At 68.8% G+C, this 16498-nt stretch carries 10 protein-coding genes; 3 read left to right on the forward strand and 7 right to left on the reverse strand.

Annotation, left to right across the window (positions count from 1 at the left end):
- The first annotated feature begins 65 nt into the window (after positions 1–65).
- Together metK and ACLBV5_RS08350 are read left to right on the forward strand one after the other, a co-directional pair.
- Positions 66–1265 (forward strand): methionine adenosyltransferase, encoded by a 1200-nt coding sequence (gene metK / locus ACLBV5_RS08345; protein WP_025976410.1) that lies wholly within the window; start codon positions 66–68, stop codon positions 1263–1265.
- 187 nt (positions 1266–1452) lie between these two features.
- Positions 1453–2682, forward strand: coding sequence for an argininosuccinate synthase (locus ACLBV5_RS08350; protein WP_346524515.1), 1230 nt, complete (start codon positions 1453–1455; stop codon positions 2680–2682).
- Positions 2683–2704: 22 nt separating this feature from the next.
- On the opposite strand, the gene ACLBV5_RS08355 is transcribed toward ACLBV5_RS08350, so the two are convergent.
- The 4 genes from ACLBV5_RS08355 to ACLBV5_RS08370 form a co-directional block, all read right to left on the reverse strand.
- Positions 2705–4018: a PQQ-dependent sugar dehydrogenase gene (locus tag ACLBV5_RS08355; protein WP_447605383.1), complete on the reverse strand. Its 1314-nt coding sequence runs from the start codon at positions 4016–4018 to the stop codon at positions 2705–2707.
- Between the two features lie 5 nt (positions 4019–4023).
- Positions 4024–4491, reverse strand: a complete 468-nt coding sequence (locus ACLBV5_RS08360) for a universal stress protein (RefSeq protein ID WP_253120874.1) — start codon at positions 4489–4491, stop codon at positions 4024–4026.
- Between the two features lie 250 nt (positions 4492–4741).
- Positions 4742–9604 carry an NAD-glutamate dehydrogenase gene (locus ACLBV5_RS08365; RefSeq protein ID WP_447605384.1) on the reverse strand — a complete coding sequence of 1621 codons (4863 nt, stop codon included), beginning with the start codon at positions 9602–9604 and terminating at the stop codon, positions 4742–4744.
- Positions 9605–10028: 424 nt separating this feature from the next.
- Entirely contained in the window at positions 10029–11186 is a 1158-nt protein-coding gene (locus ACLBV5_RS08370) for an AI-2E family transporter (protein ID WP_313633641.1), read from the reverse strand.
- Positions 11187–11301: 115 nt separating this feature from the next.
- Between ACLBV5_RS08370 and ACLBV5_RS08375 the strand changes: the two genes are divergently transcribed.
- The gene (locus ACLBV5_RS08375; protein WP_447605385.1) at positions 11302–12816 is read left to right on the forward strand and encodes a helicase HerA-like domain-containing protein; all 1515 of its coding nucleotides are present in this window, start codon (positions 11302–11304) and stop codon (positions 12814–12816) included.
- A gap of 4 nt (positions 12817–12820) precedes the next feature.
- On the opposite strand, the gene ACLBV5_RS08380 is transcribed toward ACLBV5_RS08375, so the two are convergent.
- The 3 genes from ACLBV5_RS08380 to timA all read right to left on the reverse strand — a co-directional run bounded on the left by ACLBV5_RS08380 (position 12821) and on the right by timA (position 16351).
- Entirely contained in the window at positions 12821–14551 is a 1731-nt protein-coding gene (locus tag ACLBV5_RS08380) for an amidohydrolase (protein ID WP_447605386.1), read from the reverse strand.
- A 61-nt stretch (positions 14552–14612) separates the two neighbouring features.
- A complete protein-coding gene (locus ACLBV5_RS08385) occupies positions 14613–15734 on the reverse strand; it encodes an MltA domain-containing protein (protein WP_447605387.1) in 1122 nt (373 codons plus the stop codon).
- Positions 15734–16351, reverse strand: coding sequence for a TIM44-related membrane protein TimA (gene timA, locus ACLBV5_RS08390; protein WP_253121021.1), 618 nt, complete (start codon positions 16349–16351; stop codon positions 15734–15736). The genes ACLBV5_RS08385 and timA overlap by 1 nt, the downstream gene beginning before the upstream one ends.
- Positions 16352–16498: the final 147 nt, after the last annotated feature.

A 16498-nucleotide genomic window follows, 5' to 3' on the forward strand; every position in this document is an offset into this window, starting at 1 on the left:
CCGTCTTGCACGTATAAGCATATCTTTATATGTCTGAGGACATTGTCGTCACGCAGGAGCCTGCCTTGGCCCGTTCGTCGTTCCTCTTCACCTCCGAGAGCGTTTCGGAAGGCCACCCCGACAAGGTCGCCGATCAGATCTCGGACGCCATCGTCGACCTGTTTCTATCCAAGGACCCCGAGGCTCGGGTGGCCTGTGAAACCCTGACGACGACCAATCTGGTGGTGATCGCCGGCGAGATCCGCGGTCAGGGCATCATGGATACGGAGGGCAACTGGGCCCCTGGCGTCGAACAGGAAATCGAGGATACGGTCCGCGGCGTCGTGCGCGACATCGGCTATGAACAGGACGGCTTCCACTGGAAGACGCTGCAGTTCCAGAACCACCTGCACCCGCAGTCGGCCCACATCGCCCAGGGCGTCGACGCCGGCGAGGACAAGGACGAGGGCGCGGGCGACCAGGGCATCATGTTCGGCTACGCCTCGAACGAGACGCCGGAACTGATGCCGGCCACCCTGGCCTACAGCCACAATATCCTGAAGGCCCTGGCCGAGGCCCGTCACTCGGGCGAGGAGCCGGGCCTGGAGCCCGACGCCAAGAGCCAGGTGACCCTGCACTACGAAAACGGCCGCCCGGTGCGCGCGACCTCCATCGTCGTCTCGACCCAGCACAAGGCGAACCTGAGCCAAGACCAGGTCGCGGCCATCGTGAAGCCCTATGTCGAACAGGTGCTGCCGGACGGCTTCATCACCGCCGAGACCGAGTGGCACATCAACCCGACCGGCACCTTCGTCATCGGCGGGCCTGACGGCGACGCCGGCCTGACCGGGCGCAAGATCATCGTCGACACCTACGGCGGCGCGGCCCCGCACGGCGGCGGCGCCTTCTCGGGCAAGGACCCGACCAAGGTGGACCGCTCGGCCGCCTATGCCTGCCGCTACCTGGCCAAGAACGTCGTCGCGGCGGGTCTGGCCGACCGCTGCACCATCCAGATCAGCTACGCCATCGGCGTGTCCAAGCCCCTGTCGGTCCACGTCGACCTGCACGGCACGGGCAAGATCGACGAGGCGGTGCTGGAGCGCGAACTGCCCAAGCTGATCGGCGGCGCCTCGCCGCGCGCCATCCGCGAACACCTGGGGCTGAACAAGCCCATCTATCGCCGCAGCGCCGCCTATGGCCATTTCGGCCGGACGCCGGACGCCGACGGCGGCTTCTCGTGGGAAAAGACCGACCTCGTGGACGCGCTCAAAGCCCTGGCCGCCTGAGGCCGATAAACGGCTGAAAATCCAGCTGGAAACAGGGGCGCTGCGGGCTGGCTCGCGGCGCCCTTTCTGCTTAGAGCGGCGGTTCGGGACGCGGCACCGCAATCATGCCCTTGCATCGCGGCGCGTCTGGTCCTTTAAGCGCGCCGAATGCGCCGATACGCATCCTGTTGAAAGGAATTCCCGACCGATGAGCAAGCCCGCCCCCAAGAAAGTCGTCCTCGCCTATTCGGGCGGGCTGGACACGTCGATCATCCTGAAGTGGCTGCAGACGGAGTATAACGCCGAGGTGGTGACCTTCACCGCCGACCTGGGCCAGGGCGAGGAGCTCGCCCCCGCCAAGGAAAAGGCGCTGAAGCTGGGCATCAAGCCCGAGAACATCTTCATCGACGACCTGCGCGAAGAGTTCGTGCGCGACTTCGTCTTCCCCATGTTCCGCGCCAACACCGTCTATGAGGGCCAGTATCTGCTGGGCACCTCGATCGCGCGTCCGCTGATCTCCAAGCGCCAGATCGAGATCGCCCGCATGGTCGGCGCCGACGCCGTCTGTCACGGGGCCACCGGCAAGGGCAACGATCAGGTCCGCTTCGAGCTGGGCTATTATGCGCTGGAGCCCGACATCCGCGTCGTCGCCCCGTGGCGCGAATGGGACTTCAAGTCCCGCGAGGCCCTGCTGGAGTTCGCAGAGAAGCACCAGATCCCGATCTCCAAGGACAAGCGCGGCGAGGCCCCCTTCTCGGTCGACGCCAACCTTCTGCACTCCTCGTCCGAGGGCAAGGTGCTGGAAGACCCGGCCGTCGAGGCGCCCGAGTTCGTGCACCAGCGCACCATCGCGCCGGAAGACGCCCCGGATGCGCCGACCATCATCACCATCGCCTATGAGAAGGGCGACCCGGTCGCCATCGACGGCGAGGCCCTGTCGCCCGCCGCCCTGCTGACCAAGCTGAACCAACTGGGTCATGACAACGGCGTCGGCCGTCTGGACATGGTCGAGAACCGCTTCATCGGCATGAAGTCGCGCGGCGTTTATGAGACCCCCGGCGGCACGATCATGCTGGCCGCCCATCGCGGCATGGAGTCGATCACGCTGGATCGCGGCGCCATGCACCTGAAGGACGAGCTGATGCCGAAATACGCCTCGCTCATCTACAACGGCTTCTGGTTCAGCCCCGAGCGCGAGATGCTGCAGGCCGCCATCGACCACAGCCAGCAGAAGGTCTCGGGCACGGTCCGCGTGAAGCTCTACAAGGGCAACGTGACCATCATCGGCCGCGAGAGCCCCAACAGCCTGTACGACCAGGACCTGGTGACCTTCGAGGAAGGCGTCCAGGCCTATGATCACAAGGACGCGGAAGGGTTCATCAAGCTGAACGCCCTTCGCCTGCGCGTCCTGGCCAAGCGGGACGGCCAGAAGGGCTGAGCCGCCCTCTTAAAACCCAAGCCTACCGGGGCCGGGCGATTCTCAGGATCGCCCGGCTTCTGTCATCCGTGACCCAGATGGAGCCGTCCGGCGCCGTCGCCATCGTCACCGGAGAGCCGCGCGGATGGCGACCGGCGATCCTATCCCAGCCCGGCGTCAGCACCTTGCCGTTCACGCTGGGCGCCCCGGCGGGGTAGGGCAGGGCGCCTCGCGGATAGATGGCGTAGCGCCCGCCGATATCGGTCAGGGGCCGCCCCGCCTCATCCGTCTCGGCCGCCACGATGCGCCCGGCCGTGCGGCGGAAACCGTGCCAGGTCATCAGCAGTCGTCCCTGAAGTTCGGGGAACATCGCTCCCTCATAATAGATCAGGTCCAGCGGCGCCGCGTGCGGCGGCAACAGGGCGATCGGCTTCTCGCGCTCATTGCAGCGCGGCTGACCCGCAGGCCAGCCGGGCAGGGGCGTGGCCAGATCGACGCAGTAGGGCCAGCCGTAATGGCGCCCCTGCGTCAGTACGTTGATCTCGTCATAGGGATGATCCGGCGTCTCCAGATCGACCGAATTCTCGGCCTGAAGCACCGTCCCTGACGAGTGCCGCACCAGGGCGATGGAGTTCCTCAGTCCGCTGGCGAAAACGGTGCTGTCCTCGGCCCAGCGGCCCTTCCCCAGATAGGCGTGGCGCCGCACCTGCGCCGTCGCGGCGTCCTCGACGCAGGCACCGCGCACATCGACCTTCGGCTTGCCCGCCGCGTCGAGGCAACGGTCGCTGGGCGCTCCGACATTGACCAGCAGATCGCCGTTCCCCTCGAAGACAAAGCTCGACAGCGGATGGCGATTGTCGTGCAGCCGGTTGTCCGGCAGGTCGCCGATGACGGTGCGGACACTGGCCTGCGCATCGGCGGCGTCGGGGTCCAGCGTCAGGACGCGGTTCATCTCGGACACATAGATGCGCCCGTCCGGCCCGCGCTTGACCGTGTGCGGCATGGACAGCCCGCCCGCCAGCCGTCGCCAGCGCACCGCGCCGTCGGCCGCAAACGACAGCCGCCACACCGCCCCCTTGTCCGCCTCCCAGGCGCCCAGATCGGTGACCAGCCAGTCGCCGTTCTCCAGCGGCATCAGGCCGCGCGGCATACGCGGGCCGTCATGCCCGGCTCCCCAACCTGGGCCCTGCCAGACCAGCCCCAGACAATAACCCGGCGCCATCCGCACCTGCGTCGCCGGGCGGCCGTCGCAGTCGCCCTGGACCACATAGCCTCGCGCCCCCGACTGCGCCTGGGCGTCAGGCGCGAACGCCGCCAGCGACAACAGGACGGCGGCGGCGATCAGACGGATTTTCATGACGGTCAGGCCAGGTCCTGGATCTCTTCGTCGGTCAGTTCGCCGGGCACGATGGTGACGGGCAGTTTTCGGCCGGTGAAGGCGGCGCCCTGTTTCAGCACCGCCGAGATCAGCGGGCCGGGACCGCGGCCATTGGCCCCGGCGGCCAGGATAAGGATCTTGATGTCGGGGTCGTCGCCGACGGCCTTGCGGATGGCGGCCTGGGGATCGCCCTCCTCAATCAGATAGACGGGCGGGGCGCCCGAGGTTTCGGCGACCTTCTCGCCCAGCCGGGTCAGCAGGCCTTCCGCCTCTTCGCGCTGCTGACGGCGGATTTCGTCGCGGACGCCGGACCAGTGCTCGTCCGATCCGCCGGGCAGGGCGCGCAGCAGCACCACATGGCCCCCGGTCGAGCGCGCACGGCGGGAGGCGTAGGCCAGGGCGGCGCCCAGCTCGGGACTGTCGTCGACGACGACGAGGAACTTCCTGGGCATGGGCCCTCCGGTTCACTGAACAGCAAGGCGCCACCTAAACCGACCCCGCCCCAAACGCCAAGGCCCGCCCGCCTCGCACACGACGAAACGGACGGGCCCTGATTTGCCGCAGCGAATGATCGCGCTCCAAAAAGCACTCAAGCAGCGAGCCGCTGCGCGGCGAGCGATAGCGCCAAAAAGGCGTTCAAGCAGCGAGCGACCGCGTCGCGAGTAGCGCGTGACGCCGGGCTCTCGCCCGGCGCCGCCTCGCTTAGGAAGCTGAAGCCAACACCTCACGGATGGCGCCGTTGGCAATGGTCAGCTTGGCGAAGGTCCAGCCGGAGCCCGAGGTCTCGATCTCGTCGACCGAGCCGCGCAGGGCCTCCACCTGATCCATGCGGGCGCCGATCCAGGCTTCGACCGCCTGTTCCGCGCTGTCCTCGCCGGCGCCGGCCGCCTGGGCCGAGGCCTTGGCCACGGCGCGGGTCAGCTGCTGCTGCTCGGTCATCAGGTCCTGGATCAGGCGACGCACGGCCAGGCGATCGAAGTGATCGCCCGACGGCACCGACCCAGCCGCCACGCGCAGGCGGTCGAAGTCGAAGGCGGCGCCGACCTGGTGGTAGACGCGGGCCATCGCCGGGGCGTCCCAACCCAGTTCGCCCGCCAGATCGCCGATGTCGGCCGTGGCCACCATCGGACGCAGCATGGCGATGTCGCGGGCCAGCTCTTCGGGCGCGCCCAGACCGATGAAGGTCTGGACCCGGCTCTCGTAGCGGGCGTGCTCATAGCGCGACAGCACGTCCGGACCGGCGGCGCGCAGGGCGTCGGCGGCGGGCTGATAGGCGGCGATCATGCCGCCGACCGTCGTCTCGGTACGGGCCGCGCGGCGCGCCAGCCAGAAGGTCTGGCGACGCAGGACCAGGGCGATCTCCTGATACAGGGCCGTCTGGGCCTCGGCCGGGATCTTCAGGTCCAGGGCCTCGACCGCCTTCCAGGCCTCATCGAGGCGGAAGACGTGGCGCGCGGTCTCGAAGGCCGTGACCATGGCGGCGGTGTCGCATTCCGCCGCCGCGCGCAGGCGGTCGGGGAAGGTCGGCCCGGCCATGTTGACGATCTCGTTCGACAGCACGGTGGCGATGATGTCGCGACGCAGGCGGTGACCCTTCATGTCCTCTTCGAACTGGGCCAGCGGGGTCGGGAAGTAGTCGACCAGCATCCGCTCGAAGAAGGCGTCGTCCGGCGCCGTCGAGGCGACGATCTCGTCGAACAGTTCGAGCTTGGAATAGGCAGTCAGGACCGCCAGCTCCGGCCGCGACAGCGGCTGGCCCTGCAGCTTCATCTCGGCCATGCGGGCGTCGTCGGGCAGGTATTCCACCGCCCGGTTCAGCTTACCGATCGAGACTAGGTGCTGCATGAAGGCCTGCTGGGCGTCCAGCGCATCAGCGCCTTCGGCCTGTTGCAGGGTCAGGGCCAGGGTCTGGTCGTAGTTGTGGCGCAGGACGTTGTCGGCGACTTCATCGGTCATCGACTTCAGCAGGGCGTTGCGGTCTTCGGCCTTCAAGTGGCCCGAGGCGATGGCGCCGCCCAGCAGGATCTTGATGTTCACCTCCTGGTCGGAGGAGTCCACGCCGGCCGAGTTGTCGATGGCGTCGGTGTTCAGACGCACGCCCGCACGCGCGGCCTCGATGCGGCCCAGCTGGGTCATGCCCAGGTTGGCGCCTTCGCCGATGACCTGGGCGCGGATGTCGCCGCCGTTGATCCGGATGGCGTCATTGGCCTTGTCGCCGACCTGCAGGTTGGTCTCGCCCGAGCCCTTGATGTAGGTGCCGATGCCGCCGAAGTAGAGCAGTTCGGCGCGGGCCTTCAGGATGGCCTGCATCAGGGTGACCGGGTCGACCGTGTCAGCCTCGATGTCCAGCAGGTCCTTGATCTGCGGGGTCAGGGTGATCGACTTGGCCGAGCGCGAGAAGACGCCGCCGCCTTCCGAGATCAGGCTCTTGTCATAGTCCTGCCAGCTGGTGCGCGGGGTCTCGAACAGACGCATGCGCTCTTCCCACGACCGGGCGGGATCCGGGTTCGGGTCGATGAAGATGTCGCGGTGATCGAAGGCGGCCACGACCTTGGTCGCCTTGGACAGCAGCATGCCGTTGCCGAAGACGTCGCCGGACATGTCGCCGACGCCGACCACGGTGAAGGGCTCGGTCTGGATATCCTTGCCGACTTCGCGGAAGTGGCGCTTGACCGCCTCCCAGGCGCCGCGCGCGGTGATGCCCATTTCCTTGTGGTCGTAACCGGCCGAACCACCGCTGGCGAAAGCATCGTCCAGCCAGAAGCCGTAGGACTGGCTCACGCCGTTGGCGATGTCCGAGAAGGTCGCCGTGCCCTTGTCGGCGGCCACGACCAGATAGGGGTCGTCGCCTTCCCAGGCCACGACGTCAGCCGGACGCACCGGCGCGGCGTCGCCGACGATGTTGTCGGTGATGTCCAGCATGCCGGACAGGAAGGTCTTATAGGCGCGAATGGCCTCGGCCTGCATTTCCTCGCGCGTGCCGCCAACCGGAAGCTGCTTGGGATAGAAGCCGCCCTTGGAGCCGACCGGCACGATGACCGAGTTCTTGACCTGCTGGGCCTTCACCAGACCCAGGACCTCGGTGCGGAAGTCGTCGCGACGGTCCGACCAGCGCAGGCCGCCGCGCGCCACCGGACCGAAGCGCAGGTGCGAACCCTCGATGTGCGGCGCCCAGACAAAGATTTCGCGGAACGGCTTGGGCAGAGGCAGGTCGGCCAGCTCCTGGCCGGCGATCTTGATCGAGATGTGCGCCTTCGGATGGCCCTCGGCGTCGACCTGATAGAAGTTGGTGCGCTTGATCCCGTCGATCAGGGCCGCGATCCGGCGCAGGGCGCGGTCGTGATCCAGGCTCTTCACGTCCTGCAGCAGGGTCTCGATCTTGGCGTCGAGTTCGGCGACCGAAGCCTCGCGCTCGGCCACCGTACCGCCGTGGGCCGGGTCGAACTTGGCCTTGAACAGCGACAGGATGGCGCGGGCCACGTCGGGATATTCGCGCAGGGCTGCTTCCTGCACCGCCTGCGACGGGTCCAGTCCGGTCTGCTGACGATAGCGGGCCAGGGTGCGGATCAGGGCCGCCTCACGCCAGTCGACGCCCAGCTCCAGCACCAGACGGTTGAAGCCGTCGCTCTCGGTGCGGCCGTTCCACACGGCCTTGAAGGCCTCTTCGAACGGGGTCTTGAGATCGGCGAACACCAGGTCGGCGCCGCGCGGGTCTTCCAGCAGGAAGTCGTGGATGTAGATCGGCTCCTGACCGATCGTGCGCACCACGTGGTCGGATTCCTCCAGCGTCTTCAGGCCCATGTCGGCCAGGATCGGCAGGACGTCCGACAGCGGCACGGCCGAGCCGCGACGATACAGCTTGAAGCGGAACTGCAGGTTGGTCTCGTCGGCGGTGCGGAAGGCGCGCACCGCTACAGGCTCGGCGTGGACGCCATCGGCGGCCGCGCCCTCGTTGAGACGGTCGAACTGCTCCAGATCGGCCACGGCCTCGGCCGCGTCATAGCGGTCGCGGAAGGCGACGCCGAAGCCCTCGGCCCAGCGGGCGCTGGTCGGGCCGACGGCGGCCTCGTCCACCCCGGCCTGGCGCAGGGCGCGCTCGAAGCGGTCGATCCAGCTGCGGCCGGCCTCGGCCACCTCGGCTTCCAGCGCCTTGAGGTCGGGGACCGGATGCTCGCCCGGCGTCACGCCGATGATGTAGTGGACGCGCGTCAGCGGCTGGTCCGACATCTGCGGATAGGCGGCCGACACCCGGCCGCCCCAGGCCTGGGCCAGGATGGCGCCGATCCGCTGGCGCAGGCCGGCGTCGTAGCGCTCGCGCGGGACGAAGCACAGCACCGAGACGAACCGGTCGAACGGATCGCGGCGCGTGAACAGGCGGATGCGCGGACGGTCATACAGGTGCAGGATGCCCAGCGCCGTATCCAGCAGCTCGTCCTCGCCGATCTGGAACAGCTCGTCGCGCGGATAGTTTTCCAGGATGGTGCGCAGACGCTTGTGGTTGTGGCTGCCCGGCGCCTTGTCGGCGCGGGCCAGGGCGTTCTCGACCTTGCGGCGCAGCAGCGGCACCTCATGGGCCATGACGTCGTAGGCTTCATGGGTGAACAGGCCGACGAAGCGCGTCTCGCCCACGGCCCGGCCCTGGTCGTCGAAACGCTTGACGCCGATGTAGTCCATATAGGCGCGGCGGTGCACGCGAGAGCGCATATTGCCCTTGGCCACCGTGACCGGCTCGCTCTCGTTAAGCTGGGCCTGCATGGCGGGGGTCAGCACGGCCGGCTCATTGGCGCGGCGCAGGACGCGGCGCTCGGGGTCGCTGAGGACGCCCAGACCGTCGGTGGACTGGTTCAGGGGCGCCTCGGCCTCATAGGTTCCGTCGGGGCCGCGCGGGTAGTCGTACTGGCGCGCGCCCAGGAAGACGAAGTGGTCGTCCTTGACCCAGCGCAGGAAGGCCAGGTTTTCGGCCAGCACCTCGGCGGCCACGCCCACCGGCGGATGGGCTTCCAGGCGGGCGATCTCGGCGCCCATCGCCTCCAGCATGGCGGCGTGGTCGCGCACGGCGGCGCGCACGTCGGCCAGAGCCGCGGCCAGGCCTTCGCCCAGGGCGTCGCGGCGCTCCTGCGGCAGGGGGTCGATGACGACGATGATCAGGGAGTCGCGGCGTCCGGCCTCGACTTCGACGATCGGGTGGAACAGGGCGCGGACGGTGACGCCCGCCTCAGCCAGTTCGCCCAGCACGCTGTCGACCAGGAAGGGGCCGTCGTCCTGCAGAATCAGGACCTGATCATAGCCCGTGTTGACGCCGTGTTCGTCGACCAGAGGACCGACGGTGATGCGGGCGGGCTCGCCTGCATTGCGGGCCTGGGCGCCGCGCCAGGCGCCGGCCAGCAGGACCGCCAGATCGTCGCCGCCCAGTTCGGGCGTCTCATCGGCGGCGTAGTCGTCGAAGGCCTGAGCCAGCAGCGCCTTTTCGGGCGCTCCCGGCGGCGCCGCAATCCGCGCATAGGCCGCTTCCAGCGCTCCCAAGTCAGCGGGAACGGCGGGAACGATGCGCGAAGCAGCGGACATGACGACAGTCTCAAACGGCGCGGTGGAAAAACCGCTGGGGAAAACCGCGGCACCTTAGCGCGCCCGGCGAGAACGGCTAGGCCGCTTGAGCCCCGAAACGCATGGATTTTCAGTGTGCAGCGCACCATGTGGCGCAAGAGGCCCAGTTGTGGACGATTTTGCGAGCCACCCCCGCGCAGCGCAGCAGCAAAGGCCCCATTTCCGCCATCTTCTGACGGAAACCGCCCGACGGCAGAGTATCGACCGGGTCCCAGAAACGAACAAGGCCGTCGAACGATGTCCGACGGCCTGCTCGGTCCGGCGCTCAGGAGGGGGAGGGGAAGCGCCGGCCTCAGACGCCGCGGCCCGGGAGGGGGAGGGGAGGGCCGCGTCGTGTGAGGATGAGATAGGCGGCGATTGCGGCCTTTCAAGGACAATTGAAGGATTATTTCAGGCTTCTATCCTGCGGCGGGACGTCGCGGCCCAAAATCCTTCCGAGCCAGGAAGAACCGCCCTTAGGCTGATTTTCCTTGCCGGGTTTGCGGGCATAGGGTTCGCCGTCGCCCGACAAGAGGACGGCGATCCAGCGCGACCCCTTGAACTCGGCCAGGATCGCCATGGCCATCACCGCCAGAGGCGTCGACAGGAACATCCCCGCCACGCCCCACAGCTTGCCCCAGAAGGCCAGGGCCAGCAGCACGACGATGGGGTCGATGTTCTGATTGTCGCCCTGCATCCGCGGCTGCACCAGATTGCCGACCACGAACAGCAGCACCTGAAGCCCGACGAACAGGACCGCCGCCGGCCAATAGCTTTCGAACTGGACCAGGGCGAACAGGGGCGGGGCGCAGCCTGCGACCGCGCCGCCCAGCACCGGGATAAAGCCGATGATGAAGATGACGAAGGTCCAGAACTCCGCGTTCTGGAGCCCCACGGCCCGCATCAGCACCCAGGCGACGGCGCAGATCATGGCCCCGGTCACGGCCTGAACCCACAGATACCCCTCGACCCCGCTGCGCACGCGCTCGAACACTTCCAGCGCCTCCTGACGCGGGCCGCGTTCGGGGAACATGCCGACCATCTTCTTTCGGAAGCCCGCCTGAGACGCCAACAGGAAGCCGAGATAGATCATGACGAAGAAGGCGCCGGTCGCGGCCCCCTGAACCTGGAAGGCGGCGCTGGTCAGCCAGCCGCGCACGTCGATGCCGGCGATCATGTCGTGAAGGGTCGGCGGATCGCTGAACCCGACCAGGGCGGACACGTCGCGGCTGATCTGGTCGATGCGCGGGCCGATGCTGCCCGCCACGCCCGAGGCGTCGGTGAAGAAGCCCGCAGCGCCGTCGACGATGATCCAGATCGACAACAGGAAGCCCAGCACCACGACGAGCAGGGCTGCGGCGCCGGCGAAGCGCGGCGGGATTGGCGTGCGGCTTTCGATGGCCCGCTTCACCCCGTCGATCATGATCATCAGGAACATGGCCATGGCCAGGGGGGTCAGGATGTCCCTGAGCCAATAGAGGGCCGCTCCTGCGGCCACGACGGCGATCAACACCACCGCAGTGGAAGCCGGCGAAGAATGATTGACGGTGATCGGAAGCTTCATGGCGGGACTGTCGTGCTGGCTTGAACCCGCGTCAATCGCTGTAAACCGCCGAGGTTCCGCCTTGCAGCGGCGGCGCGGTCGATTAAGCATGGCTCGCCACGCAGGAGACCCGCTGATGACCGACGCCCCCGCCCTGTTTCTCGGCCAGTCCTTTGAGGGCGCGCCCGAGCGCCTGCTGTTGAACCGGGCCAATCGCCACGGCGTCGTGGCGGGCGCCACCGGCACGGGCAAGACCGTCACCCTGCAGATCATGGCGCAGGGTTTTTCCGAGGCGGGCGTGCCGGTCTTCTGCGCCGATGTGAAGGGCGACCTGTCCGGCATCAGCCAGGACGGCGCGCTTGAGAAGTTCGCCGAGCGGGCCGGCAAGATGGGGCTGACGCTGAACGGCAGGTCGGCGCCCGTCGTGTTCTGGGACCTGTACGGCCAGAAGGGCCACCCGATCCGCGCCACCATTTCCGACGTCGGCCCGGTGCTGCTGGCCCGGATGCTGGAGCTGAACGACGTGCAGGAGGGGGTGCTGACCGTCGCCTTCCACGTCGCCGACGAGGAAGGCCTTCTGCTGCTGGACCTGGAGGACCTGCGCGCCCTGCTGGCCTATGTCGGGGAGAACGCTCAAGCGATCGGCCGCGAGGTCGGCAACGTCTCGCCGACCTCCATCGCCGCCATCCAGCGGGCTCTGCTTCAGCTTGAGCAGCAGGGGGGCAGGGCCTTCTTCGGCGAGCCGGCCCTGCGGCTTGAGGACATGATGCGCACCGCCCTGGACGGCCGGGGCCAGGTGAATGTGCTGGACGCTACGCGGCTGATGAACAGCCCGCGCCTGTACGCCGCCTTCCTGCTGTGGCTGCTGTCCGAGCTGTTCGAGCAGCTGCCCGAGATCGGCGACCCGGAGAAGCCGCGACTGGTCTTCTTCTTCGACGAGGCGCACCTGTTGTTCAACGACGCGCCCAAGGGCCTGCTGGAAAAGGTCGAGCAGGTGGTGCGGCTGATCCGCTCCAAGGGCGTCGGCGTCTATTTCGTCACCCAGAACCCCGCCGACATTCCCGACAGCGTCCTGGCGCAGTTGGGCAACCGGGTGCAGCACGCCCTGCGCGCCTATACCCCCGCCGAACAGAAGGGTCTGCGCGCCGCCGCCCAGAGCTTCCGCACCAATCCCGCCTTCGACACGGCCGAGGCCATTCAGGCGCTTGGCGTGGGCGAAGCGCTCGTTTCAACTCTGGATGAGAAGGGCGCCCCCACCGTGGTGGCCCGGACCAAGATCCGTCCGCCCGACTCGCGCCTCGGCCCGGCGACCGAGGCTGAACGCGCCGCGACCATGGCCGCCAGCCCGGTGCGCGGCCTCTATGACACGGCGATCAACCGCGAGTCGGCCGAAGAGGTGCTGAAGGCCCGCCGCGCCCAGGCCGACCGCCTCGAAGCCGAAACGGCCGCCGCTGCGGCAAAGGCCAAGGCGGCCCAAAAGGCCGCGCGTTCGGCGCCGGCTCCGCGCGCTCCGGCCACGCCCCGCCCCCGCGCGCCGTCCAACCGGCAGACCCCGGTCGAAGCCCTGACCAAATCCGTGCTGCGCACCGCCGGATCGACCATCACCCGCGAACTGCTGCGCGGCGTGCTGGGCAGTCTGAAGAAGCGCTAAAAACCTAGCTCAGTTCGACCGGGCGGCCGTCTTTATAGACGTCTGTGACCTTGATCCCGGCCAGCCGGTCGGGATCGATCGTCACCGGGTCTGCATCGAGAAGCACCATGTCCGCCAGCTTGCCCGGCGCCAGCGAACCCTTGCGGTCGTCCTCATAATGCTGCCAGGCGGCCCACAGGGTCATGGCCTTCAGGGCGACCTCGCCCGGCACGCGCTCGTCCGGCCCCAGGATGTCGCCCGAGCGGGTGCGGCGCGTCACCGTGGCCGACAGCACGCGCAGGGCGTCGGGATTGGCCACCGGGGCGTCGTGGTGGCTGGTGAAGCGCATCCCGCGCCGCCAGGCCGATCCGCAGGGCGAGATGGCCTCGGCCCGCCGCGGCCCCAGCACGGAATCCCGGTGCCAGTCGCCCCAGTAGAAGGTGTGCATGGGGAAGAAGGAGGGGACGATCCCCAGGGCTTTCAGGTCGTCGAGCTGATCCGTCCGGGTCGTCTGGCCGTGGATCAGGACCGGTCGGCGGTCGCGCGCGCCATGCTTGCGGCTGGCTTCGCGGACGGCGGCGATCATCAGGTCGATGGCGGCGTCGCCGTTGGCGTGGACTTCAATCTGCCAGTCGTTGGCGAAAGCCAGGTCGATGGCGTCCAGCGCCTGTTGCTCCGTCACCGCCGGATAGCCGCGCCAGGAGGCGGGCTCGCCCTCGGGCGGGACGAAGTAGGGCTGGGACAGCCAGGCCGTCTTGGCCTGCGGCGAGCCGTCCAGCGTCAGCTTGACCCCGCCGATCCGGAAACGGCCCTCGTAATTTCGCCGGTACAGAGGCGTGGCCATGACGTCGGTCGAGGTCAGGATGTCCGGAAAGGACAGGATGTCAATGGGCAGAGCCCCCGCCTCGGCCAGGCCCGCCATCATGCGGCAGGTATCTGTGGACGAGCGCCCGTCCTGGGCCGTGGTGTAGCCGAAACGGGCGTAGTAGCGCGCGCCCTCGACGATCATCTGACGGTTGGCTTCGGCGTCCAGTCGGGTGAACAGGGCGCCCATGACGGCGAACAGGGCGGTCTCCTCCAGCACGCCGTCCGGCTCGCGCGAGCCGTTCTTGCGCCGGAACACGCCGCCGGGCGGGTCGGCCGGGTCCGCCCCCACGCCCGCGGCGGCCAGGGCTGCGCCGTTGGCCGCGCCCAGGTGCCCCGACTGGTGTAGGAACAGCACCGGCACGGCGTCGGAGATGGCGTCCAGTTCGTCCCGCGTGGGATGCCTCCGCTCCTGCAGCTGAGAATCGTCATAGCCGAAGCCGATGACCAAGCCCGTGTCACGGACCAGGGCCGCATGACGGTTCATCCAATCGCGCGTGATCCGTTGCAGGGCGGCGATGTCGTTCCCCTCGCCGTCAGGCGCCGGCAGGAGGTTAGCGTAGCGGGCCTGCAATCCCACCATCGAGACATGGCCGTGCGGATCGAAGAAACCCGGCAGCAGGGTCCGCCCGTCAAGATCGACCCGGCGCGCGGCGCGCCCTGCCGCGGCCTGCACCTCCTCCAGCGAGCCGACCGCCAGAATAGCGGCGCCGCGCATCGCCAAGGCCTCAGCCGTCGGTCGCGCATCATCGATGGTGCGGATGGAGCCGCCGTGGAAGATCGTCGTCGCGGCCGTCTGAGCCTGTGCTGGGCCGCCGAGCGCCAGGCCTCCCGAGACGGCGCCCGTCATGAACAATCGACGATCCATCGCATATGCAGCAGCCTGCCTCATGACGCTCTCCTGACACCCGTCCACGCCTGTGTTAGCAACCCGCCGCGATATCGAGAGGTTCCTAGCCGCGCGGGATCAGCCGCCACATGCGCAAGGGGTGGCGCACCGCGCCCGCCTCGTGCCCCGCCGCATCGCCCCGACCGATATAGAGGTCCGCACGCACCGGGCCGCGAATGGCCGAGCCGGTGTCCAGCGTCATGACCAGGCCGCGATAGCTGGCGCGGGCGCCGCGCAGATTGCCGCCGTCGGCCTCGATCCAGGCCGCCTCTCCATAGGTCCAGCGCGACGGGTCCACCGCCACCGAGCGCCGCGCGGGAAGGGGCACGCCCGCCGCGCCCGTCGCCTCGTCGCCGTCATCAGGCTTGGTGGTGAAGAAGATGTAGCGCGGGTTCAGCGCCATCACGCGGCGCGCCTCCGGACCGCGATGGGCCGCCAGCCAGGCGCGTATGGCCTCGCCGGACGTGCCGTCGCGCGGCAGCAGGCCCTCGTCGGCCATGGGGCGGGCGATGCCGACGAACTTCGCCCCGTTGTCGGCGGCGTAGGCGGCGCGCAGACGGGCGCCGTCGGGGAAGGTCAGGGTGCCCGAGCCCTGGATCTGCAGAAAGAACAGATCCTCCGCCTTCATCCAGGCCAGGACCGACGACTGGGCCGAGCCGGCCTCGATGGCGGCGCGATCGCCGACGCTGGACAGATTGGCCGGACGGCTGAGCACCGGCGCGTCGAACTCGGCGTCGGGCGTGCGGCGAGCCGGATATTCAGGGGCGAAATAGGCCGTCAGCAGGCCGCGTCCGCCGTCGTCGGTCTGGACCTCGGTCGCCGCGAAACGGCTTTCCAGGAAGGCGCGGGCGTCGCTGGGGTTGGCGCGGGCGACCAGGGCGCGGGCATCGCGGCAGGTCTCGACCGCGATGCGCGACGGGCCGCAACCGGCGGCATAGGCGCGCAGGGCCGCCAGATGGTCTTCCTCGGCCCAGCCGGGCAGGGCCGCCAGATTAAGCGCGCCCGCGACCGGCGGCAGGGTCGGCCAGTCGACCGGCGGGGTGGGGCCGGGGGTCGGAATCGGGCGGGGCGTAGAGGCGCAGGCCGCCGCCAGCAGGCTCAGGGCCGCAACGCCCGCCCACGAAAGCGGAGCCGTAGGGGAACGGGCCGCGCCCGTCTGATCGAGGGACGCGGACCGGGCGATCATCAGGCGGCGGCCGGCTCGACGCGGGCCAGGGCCCAGTTCGGGTCGGACGCCCCCAGGCGGCGCTCAAAGGTCCAGATTTCAGCGGTGCGGCGTTCTTCCGTGACGGTCTCGCCGCCCGAGGGGGTCAGCGAGCCGCGCACCTCGGCCAGGAAGCGCACCTTGGCCAGGGCGCGATCGCCCTCGGCGGTGGCCAGCTCAAGATCGGCGCGCGGAGGGTGAACCAGTTCGGCGCTCTCGATATCGCCGCGCGCCTCACGGGCGGCGATGCCCGCCTCGAACGACCCCATGACCTTGTCGGTCAGCAGCGGGCGCAGGGCCTCCCGGTCGCCCTTGGCGTAGGCGCCCACAATGGTCTCATAGGCCTGACGCGCACCCTCCAGGAACCGGTGCGGGTCGAAGTTGGGATCGCGCGCCTTCAGCCCGGCGATCGCCGCCGTCAGGGCCGGGTCGACAGCCGGCCCCCGGGGCGCCTCGGCCGCGCCGCCCAGCGCCGCCGGAACCGCCATCGGTTTCGGATTGTCCTCCGGCTGACGGCCGACCTTCTTGCCCAGCACATTATAAAGCTGGAACAGCAGAACCGCCGCGATAACGGCGAAGATCACGATCTGAAAGGTCACCGGCACGGTGGGTTCCTCGATTTTAGTCAGGCCGCCTGTCGCACGTCAGGAGGAGCCCGGCGGGCTCGCCTTCCAAGCGAAAGGGCTGGGCGTACAATGTGATTAGGGGTCGATCCGGGCGGGCGCAAGGCGAAGCAGGGGGCGAAC

Source organism: Brevundimonas sp. M1A4_2e (assembly GCF_053345555.1).